Here is a 17,622-nt window from a genome sequence, read left to right on the forward strand (position 1 = left end):
GCTCGACGACCCCGTGGACGGCACTAAACCATTGCGCAATCTAGGGATTCGGCAATACCATGTCAAGCAGCGCAAACCAGGTCGGGAGACGCGAATGCGACGCAATCGCTTTGGCAACCCATCGCGCCTGCCGGGTCGCGGCGAGGCCCGCACCGCTTCGCGCATCGGGCCAACCCAGTTTGCCACGACAACGCACGTTGCCGTTATGGCGGCCACAACGCAATCGACCCTTATGGTCCCGATCCTCGGATTAATCTTCTCGGTCCAATCCGCCGATACTCTTGCGCAGGTCGAAATGTGGCCGGCCGCCGTGGGGCGCTGCGCTCATGGCGGCATAGCGGTCTTACGCGAGCGGAATTCCAGGGAAGGAAGCGTCCATGTCGCGAGCTCGTTTGCGCGTTTATTACGGTCCGGAGTCGCCGACCACGCACCACGCGGAGGCTCAGCGCGAGAACCAGGTTACGGTTCCCCTGGGCGAAATTCTCCCATTGCTGGCCGACGCGGTGCAGAGCAAACGGACTTGGCTGCGCGATTTCGCCAATGATGAAGTGACGATCTCGACCGACCTCTACGAAATCATCCTCGCCTACCAGCATTGCCGCCGGCCGACGGCTTGAGCCGCACGTGCCCAGAATCTTCTCGCTGGTAGCTCCGCGCCGTGGCGCGCGGTAAAACTTCCGCAGTCGCTCGAAGCCCCCACTTCTGACAGCGAGGCGGAACCTTTCGCCTCGCCGCGGACTCGGATACGCTCGGCCCTGCGCAACAGCATTTTAGCGCAAAGTGATTGCCATGACGTTGGACCGTGACGCCGCGTTGGCCTTGGTTTTTGAATACACCGAATCGGAGAGCCTGCGCCGGCACATGCTGGCAGTCGAGGCGGCGATGGCGGCCTACGCGCGAAAGTTCGGTGAGGATGAATTGACCTGGAGCGTCGTTGGGCTGCTGCACGACTTCGACTACGAACGCTGGCCCAATCCACCGGATCATCCGCTGCGCGGGGCGGAAATCCTGCGCGAGCGCGGCTATCCGGAGCACGTGATTTACGCGATCAAGTCGCACGCCGACTATCTGGTCGATTGCCCGCGCGTGTCGCGTTTGGACAAAGCGCTGTATGCCTGCGACGAACTGTGCGGGTTCATCACGGCCGTGGCGGTGATTCGGCCCGAAAAACTCGCTGGGCTAAAAGTATCCAGCGTGCAGAAGAAGTTGAAGGCGAAGAACTTCGCGGCCGCGGTGAATCGCGACGACATCACGCGCGGCGCGGCCGATCTCGGCGTCGACATTGCCGAACACATTCAGTTCTGCATCGACGCCATGGCGGCGTCAGCCGCGACGCTGGGGTTGCGCTAAGAGCCTATTCCAAAGCCGACGCAGCCGTTTCGGTGGCTGGGGTCGAATGTACTCATTCGCCCCCAGGCTATTTCACTGGGGGCGAATGAGTACATTCGACCCCAGCCACCCGGAAAAATAGTCTGAGAATAACCCTAGAGCAGCGTGCCGGACTGCGGGTCGATGGCGATGCCGCCGGTCATTTCGACCAGGTGGTCGAGAATCACCAACAGCGCGCTGGGGTCGAGCAGATCGTCCTCTTCTTCTTCCGCTTCGAACGTGCTGACGTGTTCAAAGTGCATCACGTCGAGCCTCGCGCTGGCGCGATTGAGCATCCGCAGCTTTTGGCGTTCCACGTCATCGCCCGGCTTGATCTGGTCTTGCAACTCGTTGGCCTGCTCGACGACTTCCTCGCCGTCGACGTAGCTGATGTCGAGGGCGGCGTTGTCCTCGGGCGCGACGACGGTGACCGATTCGATCAGGTTGTCGTCTTCCACCGAGGCGGCCGAAACCTTGAAATGCCCTGGCAGCTTGACGAGCATCTCCTTGAACTCGTCCAGCGTGGGTCGCTTCGCCCGCTCGAAGAGCACGAAATACGTTTCGCGCCAGCGATATTCGTGATTCTCGAACAATGACATCGTGGGGCAACCTTTTCCAAGATACTCAAAAGACGATCGCGCCGACGGCGGCGCTAATTCCACTCCGCCTCGTCATCGGGACCGGGGTCGATTTCCGCTTGCCAGGCTTCCACGGCGGCCAGCGCCGCGTCGCGCTCTTCGCGCGAAGCCCACACGGACTCGCCTTGCTCCAGGCGGATTTCGTAGTCTCCCTCTTGTTCGCACTCGGGCGCACCGCAGAAATGCGGCGTGGCCGCAATCCACATGATGCGATAGACGGGAATGTGCTTGTCGTCGACCAGAAAGAACACCGACATCGAATTCAACCTCCTCCCAATTCCGCGCTGCGCAGCGTCGCCGCTTCCACGGCGGCCATCAGCGCTGCGCGAATTCCACCCGTTTCCAAAGCTTGTAATCCGGCGATCGTCGTGCCGCCCGGGCTGGCGACTTGATCTTTTAACACGCCGGGATGTTCCCCCGAGGTAATCAGCATCTCCGCCGCGCCGCGCAAGGTCTGGGCGGCGAGCAGCGTGGCGACGTTTCGCGGCAACCCCATGCGGACGCCGCCGTCGCTCAGCGCTTCAATCATCACGAACGCATAAGCCGGTCCCGACCCTGAAAGTCCGGTCACGGCGTCGAGCAGTTTTTCGTCGACGGGGACGCACTTACCTACTGCGGAGAGCAGCCGTTCGACCAGCGCACCGTCCTCTGCCGTTGCGCTTCGCCCTAAACAGTAAGCGCTGGCTCCTTGGCCGACCAGGCAAGGCGTATTCGGCATCACGCGCACCAGCCGTCCGCGCGGGAGACCCGCGGCAATCGTGGCGAGCTTGATTCCGGCGGCGATGGAGATGACGAGATGGCGATCGGTGATCGCGTCGCGCACGTCGGCCAGGGCCTGGGTCATGTGCTGAGGCTTGACGGCTAGCACGACGACGTCGGATTTTGAGACGACTTCGGCGTTCGTTTCACAAGCGCCGCCGCCGGTTGTGGAAGCGAAGGCCTCGCGTGCTGCCGGCAACGGGTCGCTGGCAATGAGACTGGAGGGACTGGTCAATCCCGCCGTGGCGAGGCCCTGCGCCAACGCCGTGGCCATGCGTCCAGCGCCCAGGAATCCGAACCGCTTATCCGCCATGCCTGGAACCGTGGCCAATGCGATCACCCAGCAACTGCACGTGGTTGGAACAGCCCCACGTCCGGGGCCGTCGTCCCATGCTACGCCATGACGCGGTTCGGAACAATCGGCCGGTCGTCGCCGGGGCGTTCTTGCCACACTTCATTGCGCTTTATCGCGATCAGACCAGGAAGGCCCAAGGAGTCCACTCCGCGGACCAGGACTTTGGCGGCCTTCCCTGGGCCTTGGTAGCGAGTTCGTTGTCGGCCATGGCGTTTCCGTTCCATTCCCGGCCACTTCCCGCCCCCAACGTCGCCTTGTCCGGTTTATGCCGGTTTGCTATATTTCGAGGTTTCACCTGGCGGCCTTTTCGTCTCCCTCTCGTGGGGTGGCGGCTGCGGGGGGTGGATGGCTTTAACTTCTCCTGAGCCGGCATTCGCCCGGCTGACTTCCCGGTCGAGCGTGTTCGACGCGGGCATTCCTGGTTCAGGCGTTGGGTGTAATTCAAAGCATGGTTAATCGCAACCTGATTCGTGGTCTCGATCTCAGTGAAGAAGAGTGGAAGAGCGAGCTGACGCTGGCGCTGCAGGGCAATGACCCGGACGCCTTCGACTGGGACGAGAACATCAATTGGGACGAGCAAGATATCGTCGTTAATCGGATCGTGGAGGGCAAAGTCCTCCGCATCGACGGCGAACATGTGATCGTCGACGTCGGCTACAAGAGCGAAGGCTCCATCCCGCTCAATGAGTGGGAGGAGACCGACGAGCCGCCCGTCCCGGGCATGAAGATCAAGGTGCTCGTCGAGGAGATCGAAGACGCCTCGCCGCTGATGGAAAGCGGGATGATCGCGCTTTCCAAGCGGAAGGCCGAGAAGATCGAGAAGTGGGAAGCGGTCATGAAGACCGTGAACGAAGGGGACGTGGTCACCGGCGCCGTGACCCGCAAGATCAAGGGCGGGTTGCTGGTCGATATCGGCGTGAACGTCTTCCTACCGGCCAGCCAGGTGGATATCCGCCGTCCGCCCGATATCGGGGACTACATCGGCCGCACGATCCAATGCCTGGTGCTGAAGATCGACGAAACGCGCCGCAACATCGTGGTCAGCCGCCGCGCGCTGATCGAGACGGAACGGGCCGAAAAGAAATCGCAGTTGCTGTCGACGCTCGAAGTCGGACAGATTCGCAAGGGCACGGTCAAGAACCTGGCCGAGTTCGGCGCGTTCGTCGACTTGGGCGGCATTGACGGCCTGTTGCACATCACCGACATGAGCTGGGGCCGCATCGGCCACCCGTCGGAGATGGTCAACATCGACCAGGAAATCGAAGTGCAGATTCTGCACATCGACCGGGAGCGCGAGAAGATCGCCCTCGGCCTCAAGCAGAAATCGGCCAGCCCCTGGGAGAACGTCGAAGGCAAATACCCGGTCGGCAGCGTGATCCGCGGGACCGTGGTGAACGTGATGAGCTACGGGGCCTTCGTCAAGCTCGAGGAAGGGATCGAGGGCCTGGTCCACATTAGCGAAATGTCGTGGACCAAGCGGATCAGCCATCCGAACGAGCTGGTGCATATCGACGACGAAATCGACGTCGTGGTGTTGGGCATCAACAAGGAGAAGCAAGAAATCTCCTTGGGCATGAAGCAGACGCAAGAGAACCCGTGGGACAAGGTGGCCGATCGTTACCCGCCGGGCACGCCGGTCGAGGGCACGGTGCGGAACCTCACCAACTACGGGGCCTTCATCGAGATCGAGGAAGGGATCGACGGCCTGTTGCACGTCAGCGATATGTCGTGGACGCGCAAGATCAGCCATCCGAGCGAGATGGTCGAGAAGGGGCAGAAGATCGCCTGCCGCGTGTTGAGCGTCGACCAGCAGCGCCGCCGCATCGCGCTCGGGCTCAAGCAGATGTCCGACGACCCGTGGGCAACCGACATCCCGAACAAGTACCAGTCGGGCCAGGTCGTGACGGGCAAGGTCACCAAGCTCACCAACTTCGGCGTGTTCGTCGGGTTGGAAAACGGCCTGGAAGGCTTGCTGCACATCTCGGAGTTGGCCGACCACAAGGTCGAAAACCCTGAAGACGTGTGCAAGGTCGGCGATGAGTTGGAAGTGAAGATCCTCCGCGTCGACGCCGACGAACGGAAGATCGGCCTCTCGCGCAAGCGAGTCGACTGGTCCGGCGAACAGGAAGCCGCCGATCCGATCGAACAGGACGATAAGCCGTCCAAGGCCAAGGCCGCCGCCGCGGAAGAACTCAAGGGCGGACTCGGCGAAAGCGGGCCGCTCATTAAATAGCAGCGATGAAAAATATCAAGCCGCTGAGTTCCAAGTATTGGAACTCAGCGGCTTTTTTTGTTAGGCCGGCTATCTAAACACGCCGGACAAATTGATGGGGGGTGCCACTGGCGGCTTGTCCGCCAGTGCGAAAAGGACGTGGACAGCAACGTCAACTCCGGCACTGGCGGACAAGCCGCCAGTGGCACCCAATACTTTGGCGCCTGACGCAACAGATCATCTTCGACGATGCTCTATGCGTTTCGCTTGAAGCCCAAATGCCGGTTCCAGTTTTGGTCGTCGGTTTCGCGGTAGTCGCTGCGGAGATGAACGCCGCGGCTTTCGCGGCGTTCCAGCGCGGCGGCGGTCATGAGCCGCGCGATGCAAAGCATGTTCTGCAGTTGCCAGCCGGCGGGGTCGTTGAATTGCCGGCGCAGCACGTAGCGGCACCATTGATCGATCGAGGTGAGCGCTTCGGCGAGCTGCTCGCCGGTGCGGCGGACGCCCACCGAGCGCCACATCAGGCTGGTAAGCGAGTTGCGGATATCAGAGAGATCGAGCGCTTCGAGGCTCTCCACTTCGACGGGATTTTCCAGCGGGATGGCCGCGAAGGCGTCCGGCATCCGAGCCGCGGCTTTCGATGCGCCTTCGCCAGCGTGTGCGCCGTAAACAAGGCCTTCCAGGAGGCTGTTCGACGCCAGGCGATTCGCGCCATGTAGCCCAGTGGAGGTGACCTCGCCGGCGGCCCAGAGACCGTCGATGGCGGTGCGGCCGTAGAGATCGACGGTGACGCCGCCGACCATGTAGTGCGCGCCGGGACGGACCGGAATGCGATCGCGCGTGATGTCCAGCCCGAACTCCGCGCAGGTGGCCGCGATGCCGGGAAAGCGGCGGCGGATGAAATCACCATCGAGATGCGTGAGATCGAGATAGACGTTGGGGTGCCGGGTCTTTTCCATCTGTTCCACGATGGCCTGACTGACGACGTCGCGCGGGGCGAGCTCCAAGCGCGGGTCGTAGTCGGGCATGAAGCGATGCCCGTGCCGATCGACGAGCCAGGCGCCTTCGCCGCGCATGGCCTCGGTGATCAGGCTGCGGCTGCTACCGGCGATGTAGAGCACCGTCGGGTGAAACTGCATGAACTCCATGTCGCGCAGTTCCGCCCCGGCGCGATAGGCCATGGCGTGGCCGTCGCCGGTGGCGACCGGGGGATTCGTGGTCTCGCGATAGACCTGGCCGCAACCACCGGTGCAGAGAATGGTTTGCTTGGCCCAGACGAGCGTTTTGCCGTGGTGGGCGTTCCAGACGAGCGCGCCGCGGCAGGCGCCGTCGTGCGTGAGCAAGTCGAGGGTGAAGGTGTTTTGCCAAGCGTGGACGTTTTTCAGTTTCGACGCTTGTTCGATGACCGCGCGCATCACTTCGCGGCCCGTGGCGTCGCCGAGGGCATGCACGATGCGATTCTGGCTGTGTCCGCCTTCGCGGCCGAGCGTGAGCTCGCCGTGGTCGGAATCGAAACGGGTGCCCCAGTGAATCAACTCGTTGATGCGAATCGGCGCCTCGCGGACGACGAAGTCGACGACTTCGCGATCGCAGAGACTTCCGCCGGCGGTGAGCGTGTCGGCGATGTGATCCTCGAAGCGGTCCTCGGGATCCAGCACGCCGGCGATGCCCCCTTGGGCGTAGTTGCTATTGGATTGCTGAATGCCTTCCTTGGTGATCACCACGACATTGAGCGCGGGATCGACCGCGAGCGCCGCGCGCAAGCCCGCCAGGCCGCCGCCGATGATCAGCACATCAGTGAAATGATGCGGCTGCTTCTTGGGATGAAACGGCACCAGGTAACGCGGGACGGGGTCGGACATTTTTTACCACGGAGGTCACGGAGAACATGGAGGACGCACGGGGTTACGCTTTTTTCGTTGTGGCACGGTCTCCCGACCGTGCCACCGGTTCGACCGAAGGCCTCCAATTCCAGACATCGCCAGGCCCGGCGTGGCACGGTCGGGAGACCATTGGCATCTACACAACTTTTTCCGGGCATCCGGAAGTAACCACGAAAAACACGAAAGGCACGAACGTCTCGTCGAGTATTGGATTGAGCTGGAAGTGCCAAAGGGACGTCGGCTAGTCGATCTGCCTTCAATTGGCCGCCGCAAGTTTGCCAAACATCCCAAACTTTCCTGCCTTTCGTGCTTTTCGTGGTTCCTTCCGAGCTGTGTAGATACCAATGGTCGGGAGACCGTGCCACAACAGCGTTTGCATTTTAGCAGTCATCGACTAGCGGCCGCCAAGCCTTGCTGTGAGGGGACTTCGAACGTGTTCCAAAGGTTTCTTACAGTTTCGAGGCATTCGTTGGTGGGAAGCTGCCGCGCGTAGAGACTACGGGCCAGCCAGCCGGCGAGGCGGTTCGCGTCTTGGCCGAGCTCAGGGAATTGCCGCGAGGCGCGGGCGGCGAATTCGAGCGGCGTTTCGTCCGGCAGCTTCGGGGCGCCTTGCTCGTAGGACCAGGCGGCCAGGGCCGCGAAGGAGTATTTGACCAGTTCGTCCGGCGAAGCCCGTTGCGCGCGGCCGTCCCGGAAGGGGTTCGCAAAGCTGGCGAACGGACGCGAAAGCTCTTTGGGCGCGACCGCTTCTTCGACCACTTTCGCGCGCGGCGGAAAAGCAAGTTGCCAGATGCCGCGCCAGATTTCGGCGATCTCGCGGAGGAAGGCGATGATCTGATGGCGGAACACGACGGCGAGAATTAGAGCGGCGACGATAATGGCGATCCAGATGAGCGGGCGTAGTACCGAACCGAGCGCGCCCAATGGATTCGGCGGCGTCGGCGGGTGCGCAGGCGGCGTTGGTGGCGGGCTACCCTGCTGCCCGGATTGCGCGGGATTTTGCTTTGACGGAGAATTGGCGTCGTCGGAGGACTTGGACTGATCCTGATCCTGCTGCTGTTGCTGCTGTTGCTGCTGTTGCTGCTGGTCGGACGACGAGGCGTCATCCGATGAATCAGATGGTTCGTTGCCGGACTGTTGTGAGTCGGAATTGCCGCTCTGTTCGCCAGCGACTTCGCTTGATGATCCCGATGCCTCGCTTGCTTCGCTCTGTTGGTCGGTGGAGGCTTCGCCTTGCTTGTCGGGCTGGCCGCCGGGTTCTTGCGAGTTGTTTTCCGAGGGTTGTTGGTCCTCTGATTTCTCTCCCTCCGAGGTGCGCGACGCGTCGGGATCGTCGGATTCGGCGCCGTCGAACTTGACGGGCGCGACCTTCGATGCTTCGCGCTCCGGTGAGCCCAGGACGCGGTCGCGGAACGCGACGGATAAATCGCTTTGCGCGCCGGGGAGCGGGAGCAACATGCCACCGATCAAGAGCGCCGCGATGAGCGCCGCCGAGACGCCAACCCAGGCCGAGGTCATGGCAGCGGGCATTTCTAGCGTGCGGCGGCGCAAATAGCGGCGCATGCCGAGAAAGCTGGTGATGGCCAGGAGCGCCAGGCCGGCCATCAGATAAATGGTCAGCCAGCGGAAGGCCGAAGATTGACGCCCATCATCGCGCGCCGGAATCAGCCATTGGCCAAACCCGAACAGCGGCAGCGCGGCCAGCGAGAAGTACAACACCGACAAGCCTGGCGCGTGAGCGCGGGGCTCCAGGTCGGTGATGGCGCTCCAAGCGCGCTTCCACCAGGGGGCGAGCTTGCGCCGCGCGACCGCCTCGGCGCGAAAGGTTTCTTCCGAGAGGGGATCATAGACTTTTTCCGCGGCGCTCCGCGTGCCGATACGAAGATCTTTTAAGCGCTCGTCTTGGCCGGCGGTTTCCAACAGGCCGGCGGCGCTGGGATCGATCGTTTCGTCGATGAACGTGCAGTTCCAAGTGAGCTTATGGGCGCACCACCAGACGACGCCGATCAAGAGGCAAGCGATCAAGGCGTTGCTCACCAGCGTGATCAAGACCACGATCGTGGCGAGCGCCAGCCCCAGGCCGAGAAACGACGCGTGCGCCACGCCTTGCGTAATGCTGACGCGAGCCAGCATCACGGAGCCGAACACAAACCAGAACAGCACCCAGCGAATCACGCCGGGGAATTCGCCCGCATAGCCAACGTCGGAGAGAAAGAACACCAGGCTACCGACGAGCAGCATGATCAACACCGGGGCCACGGCGACCGCCAGATAGTCGGCCCAGGTCATTTCGTTCCGCGTGCCGCGCATGGAGTGTTTCCAACAGCCCGATCTCAAGCCCGCCCCTACTCATACTAGCCCGACGCGCCAGCGAGGGGGAGTGGACGAGAGAATCTCGCGTCGAAGAATTTGCACGCTGTGCCGGTTGCGGGCGCCCTCCGGGCGCTGACGCTTCCGGCTCCAATGTTGGTTGGCGCTATGGCGCGAGCGCCGTCGTGAGCCGGATGGCAAGGTCTTCCGCGGTGCAGTCGCGGATCAGGAATTTCTTTTCGCTGCTGGTTTCGCCGGCGATGATTTCGATTTGGCTGCGCTTAAGGTCGAGCGTTCGCGCCAGCACTTCGATGATTGCCTTGTTGGCTTTGCCTTTTTCCGGCGCGGCGGTGACGGAGACTTTGAGTTGACCATCGTGGACGCCGCGGAGGGCGTTTTCACGCGCGCCGGGGCTGGCCTTGACGGGGAGGATGACGCCTTCGGTGCGTTGCTCCAGCCGGACGTTCATGCGAGACCTTCGAAGAGGGCGGAGCCGACGCGAATCATCGTGGCGCCTTCCTCGATGGCGATTTCGTAGTCGCCGCTCATGCCCATTGAGAGTTCATTCAATGAAACTCCGGCGGGACAATCCGGCAGCAGCGCATCGCGGAGTTGACGCAGCGCGGCGAAATCGCGGCGGGCCGCGTCGACGCCGCCTTCGAGCGACGCCATCGTCATCAGGCCGCGGAGCTCGATGCCTGGCAACGCCGCGATCGTTTCCATCGCGGCGCGAACTTCCACTGGCGGGAAGCCATGCTTCGTGACGTCGGCGGCGATTTTCACTTCCAACAGCGCCGGGATACGCCGGCCGATCGCCACGGCCTCCGTGCTGACGCCTTGCGCGAGGGCAATACTATCGAGCGATTGCAACAGCGCAAGATACGGCAACGTGCGGCGGACCTTGTTGCGTTGCAGGTGGCCGATCAGATGCCACCGCGCGCCGGGTATGTCTTCCGCCTTGCCCCACAAGGATTGTGGCCGGCTTTCGCCAAGATCGTGGCAGCCGAAATCGAAAAGCTGCCGCGTGAGGGCGTCGGAGACGTATTTGGTCACGCCGATTAGCGTGATTTCCGCGGCGCGGCGGCCGGAGCGCTGAGCCGCCGCGGCGATGCGTTCCTGGACTTCGTCGAGGTTTTGTTTCAGGCGCGCGGAGGAATCCATCGCTCCATCATACTTGCCGCGAGACCTGGCGCATGAGCCGCTATTCGATTTCCACGAGCGTGTCGACGAGGCCGTCGCGGTTGAATTGGGCCACCAGGTAGTCGGAGATCAGGTTGTGGCCGAGCAACGTGCGGTTGCCTTTGTCGCCGAGCGAGCGGTAGATCAACCATTGCTTTTTGCCGATCTGCACGCGATAGCCGACGGCGCGGTCGCGCGACAGGATGACGCGGTCTTCGGCCACGGTGAGTTGCCGCCAGGTGTACGGGGCGCTTTGGCGACGGGGATCGAGGTCGATCCAGAGCGGGACGAACATGCTGGTTCCGGACGCGTGCTGGCGGAGCGTCAGTCCGCCAGAAGTCTGCGACAGTTCGTCGCCGCGGGCCGCGGTGCGCCATTCCGGCAGCGCAAGCGGAAACACTTGATAGGCCCCGCCGCGGGTGTGCAGCATGCCTTCGGTGGTTTCGCTGGCTGGCTCAAAGGCCGCATGGGGCAACAGCGGAAGCGTGGTGCTGTAGTCCCAGAGCGCACCGGTCGTGCCCTGGATGGCGTCGGCGATCAAGAGGAAGCGGTCGTCGCGCGCGAGGAGTACTTGCCGCTGCAGTGTAACGCCCGGCGCGAGTTGCTTTTCGAGTTCGAGATAGATCGCTTCGTCGTCGCTGACCCAGCAGACCTCTTCCCATGGTTTGTCGAGTGACAGCGGTTCGCCGTCGCGGCGGATTTCGGTCTGCCACTCACCCGAGGCGATCACCTCGGACCCGAGCGAGAGTTCCATGGTGGGCGTAGGATCGTTCCACAAGATGGCGAGGCTCGCGGCGTTGCGCGACCAATCGGCACGCAGTAGCGAGGCCTGCGACCACTCGGAATGCACGGCCGGGTCGGGCAGTTTGCCGCGTGACTTGGGTTTGGCGGCCACGTTCAATTTGTTGCGATAGTGCGGCAGCCACAGTCCGGCGAGACGTGCATTCTTGCGCGATCCGAACAGTGCGCCGAGCCATTCCATGAATTGCGGTTCGACGCGTAACGAGCCATTGGCATCGAGCACGGCGGAACCATCGCGCCGCGACCAGTGCAAGAGTTGCGTGTAGACGTGATGCAGCCGCTTGCCGACGTGGGGCGCCCAGAAAGAGCGATCGACGCCTTGTCCCAAGCTAAACGTGCGCGTCCAACACGCGAGTATGCGGCGCAACGACGTTAACTCGCTCGCGGCGCAGAGCCCTTGGCTATCGAGGGCGAGCCGGCAGCCTTCGTCAAGCGTCTGCCGGGATTGTTCGGCGAGCTGTCCGCTGACGGCTAATTCGGGAAACTGAAACGCCAGGGCCAAGGGCAACTCGGCGCTGAGGAGTTGCGTGATCAAGTGGTCTTCGCCAGCCGGCGGAACCGGGGCCATCGCCAGTTCGACCAGGAATTCCCAGGCGTCCCACCACAAGCTCGGCGACGCGGTGCCGGCCAAGCGCGGCAACACCATGGTCCAGGCGATGGCTTCGAGCCCGAGCGCCACGTTGCGCGGCGCGGCGCGCGCGGCGTCGAGCCAGGTTTTCAACTCGCCTTCGACGTGACCGGCGAGACGGCCTTTCTTGCGCGCGAAGTCGTGCAGGCGGACCAGCAGCGCCGCGGTGTCCGGCCCGAGGTCGTGCGGGGCCGCGCCCCAAAGCAACGGGGATGCGCGATCTTTCCAGAGTTTGCTGAGCTTGCCGGGGCGGGTGCGATCGTGCAGATGTTCGGCCCAGGCGCGCCAGCCTTTGCCGGAGACGCGGACGTCTTCGGCGTCGCAGACGCGGCGCGGTGCGCAGAGCGACCAGGCGCGGTGTTGAGGATGTGCCGCGCCGTTACCAATCGGGGCAGCCTTGCCGGAGCGAAGCGATACAGCCATGGATCGTACATTCAAGGAGGGCGCCGCACTTTACCTGATGGGTGGGCCGGCGATATCTTAACACGTGCCGGACGGCATTTCGCCCCCCTGGCCGCGCCACCGCGATTCACGAAGGAACTCTCAACATGTTGCGCAGCCGAAATGTGGAAAACTTGTCGACAGTTCCGCTGGGCCGTGCGGCTTTGGTTTTTTTGCTGCTGTGCGGTGCGGCCACCTGGGCCCAGGCGCAAGAACGCCCTGAGGAAAAGCCTGATGTGAAGAGCCTGATTTTGCCGCCCGGCGACACCGAAGGCTTGAAGCTACTGGAACCGGAAAGCCAGGTCTGGCTCGATCAGGAAAAGAAGCGGCTGGTGATGGCGGGACGGATTTGTCTGCGCGAGGGGCAATTGGAAATGTTTGCCTGCCTGGCCGGCACGAAGGAACACGAATCGGTCGTGGCCGTGGAGGCGAAGGCCTATGTCGTGCATGCGGCGCTGTTGGCCTGCGGCGCCGAGGCCGGTAAGCCGGTGCAGTTTCAGCCAACGTTTCGGCCGGCGTCGGGGACGGAGGTGGCCATCGACATTTATTGGCGCGACAAACAAGGAGAACTGCAGACGGCCAAAGCGCAAGACTGGGTTCGCGATATTCGTACGCAAAAGGAAATGACCCAGAACTGGGTGTTCGCCGGGAGCGGCTTCTGGACCGACGACAAGACAGGACAGAAATTCTATCTGGCCGAGGACGGCGATTTTATTTGCGTCTCCAACTTCGCGAGCGCGATGTTGGACCTGCCGACGGAGAGTTCCCAGTCGGCGGGCTCACTGCTGTTCGAGGCGTTCAAGGATCGCATTCCGGAGCAAGGGACGCCGGTGACGATGGTGCTGACGCCGAAAGTAGAGAAGAATAAGGACGCCGCGAAGAAGCCGGTGAAGAAGCCCGTGACGAAACCGGCTTCGTAAATAATCAAATTGCGCCTGGCTATCGCTTCGGTTCGAGATAGCGATACTGCGGATCGCTGGGATCGTTCACGACGGTCCAGAGTTTGCCGTTGCGGAGGTAGAGCTTTCTTTGCTCTGCGAAATTCAATGGTCGCGCACCGACGCGGCCGAAGACGGCGATTTGTTGGCCGGATTCATCCACCGCGCGATCGCGATCCACCGCTTCGGCGATGCAGAGCGCATGTCCTTCGTGCGGCAGGCGGCGCGTGGCGACCAATGTCGGCACCGGGCGCGGGCTGAAGCCCATCATGCCGGGCGTTTCCGGCGACGTGAGTTGCACGACGCGAAGGCCATTGCGCCCGTCGGCGAGATACGCGAATTCGCTGTTGTTAGTGATGCCTAGTTTCACGTCGTGCAGGTCGTTGATGCAGCCGTCGGCGTTGTAGAACTGCTCGACGCGGGGCGCGGCGGGGTTTTCCACATCGACGATGATCAGTCCGTGCTCGCCGCCGGAGATGTAGGCATACGTCCGTGCCACGTAGATGTTCTTGGCTTCTGGTAGCGGAAGCGTGGTAACGGGGATCGGGCGAGTGAGGTCGGTGACGTCGAACACGCGCAGGCCAACCTTATCGGTGACGAAGGCGTAACGGAACTGCACCGCCACGGCCGTGGGTTGATCGGCGAATTGCTGGTCCAGCACGGCGACGACCGTGGGGCATTGGCTATCCGCGATCGAAACCACGACGACGCCGACATCACAGCAAATGTAGGCGTACTCGCCCGCGATGGTGATGTTCCGCGCGCCGTTGAGAATGCCGTCGGGATTGAAGGTAGATTCGCGGCGGAGGAAGTTGTTCGTGGGATTGCCGTCCAGCAGGGTGCCGACGCCGACGATGATCAGGCCCTCGTATTTGTCGGTGACATAGATGTTGCCGTAGTGGCCGGCGATCGGCGTTTCCCGATTTTCAGGATGTTGGATACGCGTGGGATCGGGGGCGATCGTCGTCGGCGCGACGACCGACGTCGCATACTGCGTGCGGACATAGAGGCGTTGTCCTAGCGGCGAAACCGGCGCGGTGGTGATCCGTTCGGAGAAGGCCTTGTGGTCGATGAAGGCCACGTCGAATACGCGCAGGCCTCCTTCGCCGCAGGCCGCGTAGAGGAACTCGCCGCGCATTTGCAGCGCGAGGATTTCCGGCTTCGAGAGCGGGCGCAATAGCGTGTCGCCGATGTCCTTGCCGGGATGCTCGTGGGCGTGCTCCAATTCCGCGCCACGCTCGACGTGTTCTCGGTGATTGTCCGGATAGGCCATCCGGTGCAACGTGCTGCCGATCACGGCCTGGGGTTCTTCGCGTTCGGTGACGACGACGGCCTCGAAGCCGTGCTCGCCGGCGCCGACGTAACAATAGCGGCCCATGAAGTTGACGAAGTTCGTGCCTTGCATGAGGAGCTGCGCCATGATCGCGTTATTGTTGTTCTGGCGATCGAGATGGCAGTCGTTGCACAGCTTGGTTTCGCCCGCGCCGCGGACGGTGTGCGGGACGTTCGTGCTGAAGGCGATGCCGCTCAGGCCGTCTCCAGAGATGGTTTGCTGCTGGACGTAAATCGATTCGCGATTGCCGTTGTAAGAGCCTACATGCACCGCGCAGCTGGACCGCGCCGGGCCGATCTTGTTGCCGGTCACGTCGCCGTCCTTGGCGAGCATGTAGACTTCGTCGCGCAATGTTTGGAAGTTGTACGACACATAGTTCCGCGCCACGTCCCCTTCGCCGTGCAGGAGCGGCGACTTGACATTCGCCTTTTGCGGCAGATGGCAGCCGTAGCAACTCGGGTTCCAAGAGCTATGGCAGGCGATGCAGTTCATCGAGTTGTTGTCGTGCGCACAATGCTCGCCGGGTTTCGGCTCGCCGTAGACCATCTGGCCTTGGGCGTCGAACCGCACGGTCTTCGCCAAGAGCGCTTTAGCGTTGAAATCCTTGCTGCCGGGCGTGATGGTGTCGCGGACCTGGGTGATTTCCCAGGACAGTGTTTCGTCGACCATCGAGTTTTGCACGATGACATTGCCGCGATCCTCGAAGCGCGGCTTGCCGGAGGGCGTGCGGAATTTGCGCAAATTCGTGCCCCCTTCCGGCGCAGCGGGGCCGGAAGTGATCAGGTTCGCGCGGCCGTTGACCGTGCCATGGCAATCGATGCAGGCGATTTCGATCGCGGCGCGGACCTCGCCGTAGAGCTTCGTGTTGCCATGTACATCCTGGTGGAAATGGCAATCGACGCAGTGCATGCCTTTTTCGAGGTGGATATCCATCAGATGAACCGGCACGCCGTCGCGGGCTTTGCCGCATTGCTGTTCGACGCGCGTCGGCGGCGCCATCGCCGCTTGCAAGAGCTCCGGCTCGTGCGGCGGGACGACTTCTTCCTTGTGATCCAAGAGATTGCCGCGACGATCTTTCTTGAACACCGCGCGGAAAATCCAGCCGTGCCCGTGGAAATCGGCGAACTGCGTGTGACGTAGTTGGGGATTCAATTCGCTCGATCGTTCAAGGAAACCGGGGTCAGACCAGTTGCCGCGCAGCGACGCTTCGTCCGGATTGTTCATCGACGCTTGGACTTGTTCCTCGGCGCTGGGGTTCTTTTGCCGCGCCGGGTACATCAATTCGCCGTCAATTTCATTGTCCCACCAGGTGAAGCCAAGGTAGCTGTTCATCACGTTCGTGCCGGGATGCACATGACAGGTAATACACTGGCTGGTCGGGACGCCGGTTGTGAACTTGTGATCGATGGGATGGCCGCGCTCGCCTTTGGGGATCATCGGATCGGGATTGCAACTCATGCCTAAGTGCCCGGCGCGAGCATACGGCCCGGAATGGACGGGCGAGCGATCGTTGGCGTAGACCATGTGGCAGGCCGTGCAACCGCTGGAGCGATAGTCGCCGGGATGGTCGTTGGTGCCGAGAAAATTCAGCGTGGGATCGAGCAGCCGCGTCTTTTGCAAGCCGATGAACACGGGATCGGTGCGATTCTCCGTGCCCAGGCCACGGATACTCAGTCGCTCGCGCGGACGCCCGGGTTCTTCGAGCCGCTCGGGCAAGCCGGTTTCGGCGCGGAAGCGCCCGCCGCGCTCGAAGATGCGCAGCACGTTGCCAGGCTGCGTAATTTCATAGCGCGGCAGCGGATCGAGATATGGGAGGATCCCCTTGCGCGCGGTTTCCTCCGGCGTCGGCGAAGGGACGGTTTGCAGCCGCTGCGCGACCCCGTTCATGCTGTAGCTTTCGCCGTAGCGCGGCCATTTGTGGGGAACTGAGCCGTTGTTGTAGAGCGCGGCGCCCCAGAGCATCGCGCCATGTGTCATCATGCTCTTGCGCGTGGCGAGCGTTTCCTTGGGATGGCAATTCGTCGTACCGCAACTCAGGTGCGCGATTCGCAAGTCGCCGGGATTGACGAACCGCACGAATTCCGGGCGCTCGTGATTCAGCAGCGTGTAGGAGCGGACCGGATTGCCGGACGTGACCCAGGCGTCGGGGAACAGTGGGAGCACGTGCGCGGCTGCTTTCGACGTGGCCATGGGATCGCCGCCGTGGCAGTCGATGCAGCCGAGCTTGACGGTACGCTTACTATGCGGGTCGCCCGTGTTCTCGTGACATTGAATGCAGCCCCAGCTTTTTTCGTGTGCTTCGTCGGGAGTTTGCCGGGCGAGATCGATGCCCTGTAGCTCCGGCGGCAAGGGATAGGCTTCGCAATCTTCGAGACCCGGCGTATAGGTGGCGCGCGGGGCTGCCGGCAACCTAACAGGCGCATTGTCGCGCGACTCGAACGTCGTCGGGCGAACGCGCGGATCGCGCTGGACCGGTTCGCGTCCCCAGACGACGACGGTCGCCAGCGACGCCACGGTCGCCAACAAGGCGATGTTTCTTAGTCGAGTCGTTCTTGATGGAGCGTTCATATTTCTGTAGCCGACGTCTGTGACTTTGTTGTTCTACGAATCTTTTCCGTCCATGGGAGATGGCAACCACGAACGACACGAAAAGCACGAACGACTTGGAGAGAATCGAATTGCGCTTCAAGGACTTACTGGACGTCGGTTCGGCAGTTGACAAGGAAAGGGCCGCCATGGCTTTCCCAGTCAGCTCACATTTTCGTGCCTTTCGTGTT

The 17,622-nt window shown here is 62.4% G+C and carries 13 protein-coding genes; 4 read left to right on the top strand and 9 right to left on the bottom strand.

The features are described 5' to 3' along the window. Positions 1-377: 377 nt before the first annotated feature. Together SGJ19_25580 and SGJ19_25585 are read left to right on the top strand one after the other, a co-directional pair. On the top strand, positions 378-617 hold the full coding sequence (locus tag SGJ19_25580; protein ID MDZ4783633.1) for a hypothetical protein: 240 nt from the start codon (positions 378-380) through the stop codon (positions 615-617). A 172-nt stretch (positions 618-789) separates the two neighbouring features. Further along, positions 790-1,350, top strand: coding sequence for an HDIG domain-containing protein (locus SGJ19_25585; protein MDZ4783634.1), 561 nt, complete (start codon positions 790-792; stop codon positions 1,348-1,350). 134 nt (positions 1,351-1,484) lie between these two features. Here the strand turns inward: SGJ19_25585 and SGJ19_25590 are convergent, their stop codons facing one another. The 3 genes from SGJ19_25590 to proC are packed head-to-tail and all read right to left on the bottom strand — an operon-like array spanning position 1,485 to position 3,105. Continuing rightward, on the bottom strand, positions 1,485-1,967 hold the full coding sequence (locus tag SGJ19_25590; protein ID MDZ4783635.1) for a hypothetical protein: 483 nt from the start codon (positions 1,965-1,967) through the stop codon (positions 1,485-1,487). 53 nt (positions 1,968-2,020) lie between these two features. After that, entirely contained in the window at positions 2,021-2,263 is a 243-nt protein-coding gene (locus SGJ19_25595; protein MDZ4783636.1) for a hypothetical protein, read from the bottom strand. Positions 2,264-2,268: 5 nt separating this feature from the next. Beyond that, positions 2,269-3,105: a pyrroline-5-carboxylate reductase gene (gene proC / locus SGJ19_25600; protein ID MDZ4783637.1), complete on the bottom strand. Its 837-nt coding sequence runs from the start codon at positions 3,103-3,105 to the stop codon at positions 2,269-2,271. 463 nt (positions 3,106-3,568) lie between these two features. Here proC and SGJ19_25605 point away from each other — a divergent pair, with 463 nt between their 5' ends. After that, on the top strand, positions 3,569-5,353 hold the full coding sequence (locus tag SGJ19_25605) for a 30S ribosomal protein S1 (GenBank protein MDZ4783638.1): 1,785 nt from the start codon (positions 3,569-3,571) through the stop codon (positions 5,351-5,353). Between the two features lie 233 nt (positions 5,354-5,586). On the opposite strand, the gene nadB is transcribed toward SGJ19_25605, so the two are convergent. From nadB to SGJ19_25630, 5 genes are all read right to left on the bottom strand, one after another. Further along, the gene (nadB, locus tag SGJ19_25610; GenBank protein MDZ4783639.1) at positions 5,587-7,194 is read right to left on the bottom strand and encodes an L-aspartate oxidase; all 1,608 of its coding nucleotides are present in this window, start codon (positions 7,192-7,194) and stop codon (positions 5,587-5,589) included. Between the two features lie 408 nt (positions 7,195-7,602). Continuing rightward, entirely contained in the window at positions 7,603-9,525 is a 1,923-nt protein-coding gene (locus SGJ19_25615) for a DUF4129 domain-containing protein (protein MDZ4783640.1), read from the bottom strand. Positions 9,526-9,691: 166 nt separating this feature from the next. Next, positions 9,692-9,994 carry a DUF167 domain-containing protein gene (locus tag SGJ19_25620; protein MDZ4783641.1) on the bottom strand — a complete coding sequence of 101 codons (303 nt, stop codon included), beginning with the start codon at positions 9,992-9,994 and terminating at the stop codon, positions 9,692-9,694. Then, positions 9,991-10,686 (bottom strand): YggS family pyridoxal phosphate-dependent enzyme, encoded by a 696-nt coding sequence (locus SGJ19_25625; GenBank protein ID MDZ4783642.1) that lies wholly within the window; start codon positions 10,684-10,686, stop codon positions 9,991-9,993. The genes SGJ19_25620 and SGJ19_25625 overlap by 4 nt, the downstream gene beginning before the upstream one ends. A gap of 40 nt (positions 10,687-10,726) precedes the next feature. Further along, a complete protein-coding gene (locus SGJ19_25630; GenBank protein MDZ4783643.1) occupies positions 10,727-12,556 on the bottom strand; it encodes a hypothetical protein in 1,830 nt (609 codons plus the stop codon). A gap of 125 nt (positions 12,557-12,681) precedes the next feature. Between SGJ19_25630 and SGJ19_25635 the strand changes: the two genes are divergently transcribed. Continuing rightward, positions 12,682-13,494, top strand: coding sequence for a YdjY domain-containing protein (locus tag SGJ19_25635; protein ID MDZ4783644.1), 813 nt, complete (start codon positions 12,682-12,684; stop codon positions 13,492-13,494). 19 nt (positions 13,495-13,513) lie between these two features. Here SGJ19_25635 and SGJ19_25640 read toward each other — a convergent pair whose 3' ends face one another. Beyond that, positions 13,514-17,371 carry a hypothetical protein gene (locus SGJ19_25640; protein MDZ4783645.1) on the bottom strand — a complete coding sequence of 1,286 codons (3,858 nt, stop codon included), beginning with the start codon at positions 17,369-17,371 and terminating at the stop codon, positions 13,514-13,516. Positions 17,372-17,622: the final 251 nt, after the last annotated feature.

This window comes from Planctomycetia bacterium (genome assembly GCA_034440135.1).
Lineage (GTDB): Bacteria > Planctomycetota > Planctomycetia > Pirellulales > JALHLM01 > JALHLM01.

What these genes read in the sequence shown, in the direction of transcription:
- SGJ19_25635 (MDZ4783644.1), top strand. Translation starts at nt 12,682, where the DNA reads ATGTTGCGCAGCCGAAATGTGGAAAACTTGTCGACAGTTCCGCTGGGC.
- SGJ19_25620 (MDZ4783641.1), bottom strand. Translation starts at nt 9,994, where the DNA reads ATGAACGTCCGGCTGGAGCAACGCACCGAAGGCGTCATCCTCCCCGTC.
- SGJ19_25590 (MDZ4783635.1), bottom strand. Translation starts at nt 1,967, where the DNA reads ATGTCATTGTTCGAGAATCACGAATATCGCTGGCGCGAAACGTATTTC.
- SGJ19_25580 (MDZ4783633.1), top strand. Translation starts at nt 378, where the DNA reads ATGTCGCGAGCTCGTTTGCGCGTTTATTACGGTCCGGAGTCGCCGACC.
- SGJ19_25595 (MDZ4783636.1), bottom strand. Translation starts at nt 2,263, where the DNA reads ATGTCGGTGTTCTTTCTGGTCGACGACAAGCACATTCCCGTCTATCGC.
- nadB (MDZ4783639.1), bottom strand. Translation starts at nt 7,194, where the DNA reads ATGTCCGACCCCGTCCCGCGTTACCTGGTGCCGTTTCATCCCAAGAAG.
- SGJ19_25605 (MDZ4783638.1), top strand. Translation starts at nt 3,569, where the DNA reads ATGGTTAATCGCAACCTGATTCGTGGTCTCGATCTCAGTGAAGAAGAG.
- SGJ19_25630 (MDZ4783643.1), bottom strand. Translation starts at nt 12,556, where the DNA reads ATGGCTGTATCGCTTCGCTCCGGCAAGGCTGCCCCGATTGGTAACGGC.
- SGJ19_25625 (MDZ4783642.1), bottom strand. Translation starts at nt 10,686, where the DNA reads ATGGATTCCTCCGCGCGCCTGAAACAAAACCTCGACGAAGTCCAGGAA.
- SGJ19_25615 (MDZ4783640.1), bottom strand. Translation starts at nt 9,525, where the DNA reads ATGCGCGGCACGCGGAACGAAATGACCTGGGCCGACTATCTGGCGGTC.
- SGJ19_25585 (MDZ4783634.1), top strand. Translation starts at nt 790, where the DNA reads ATGACGTTGGACCGTGACGCCGCGTTGGCCTTGGTTTTTGAATACACC.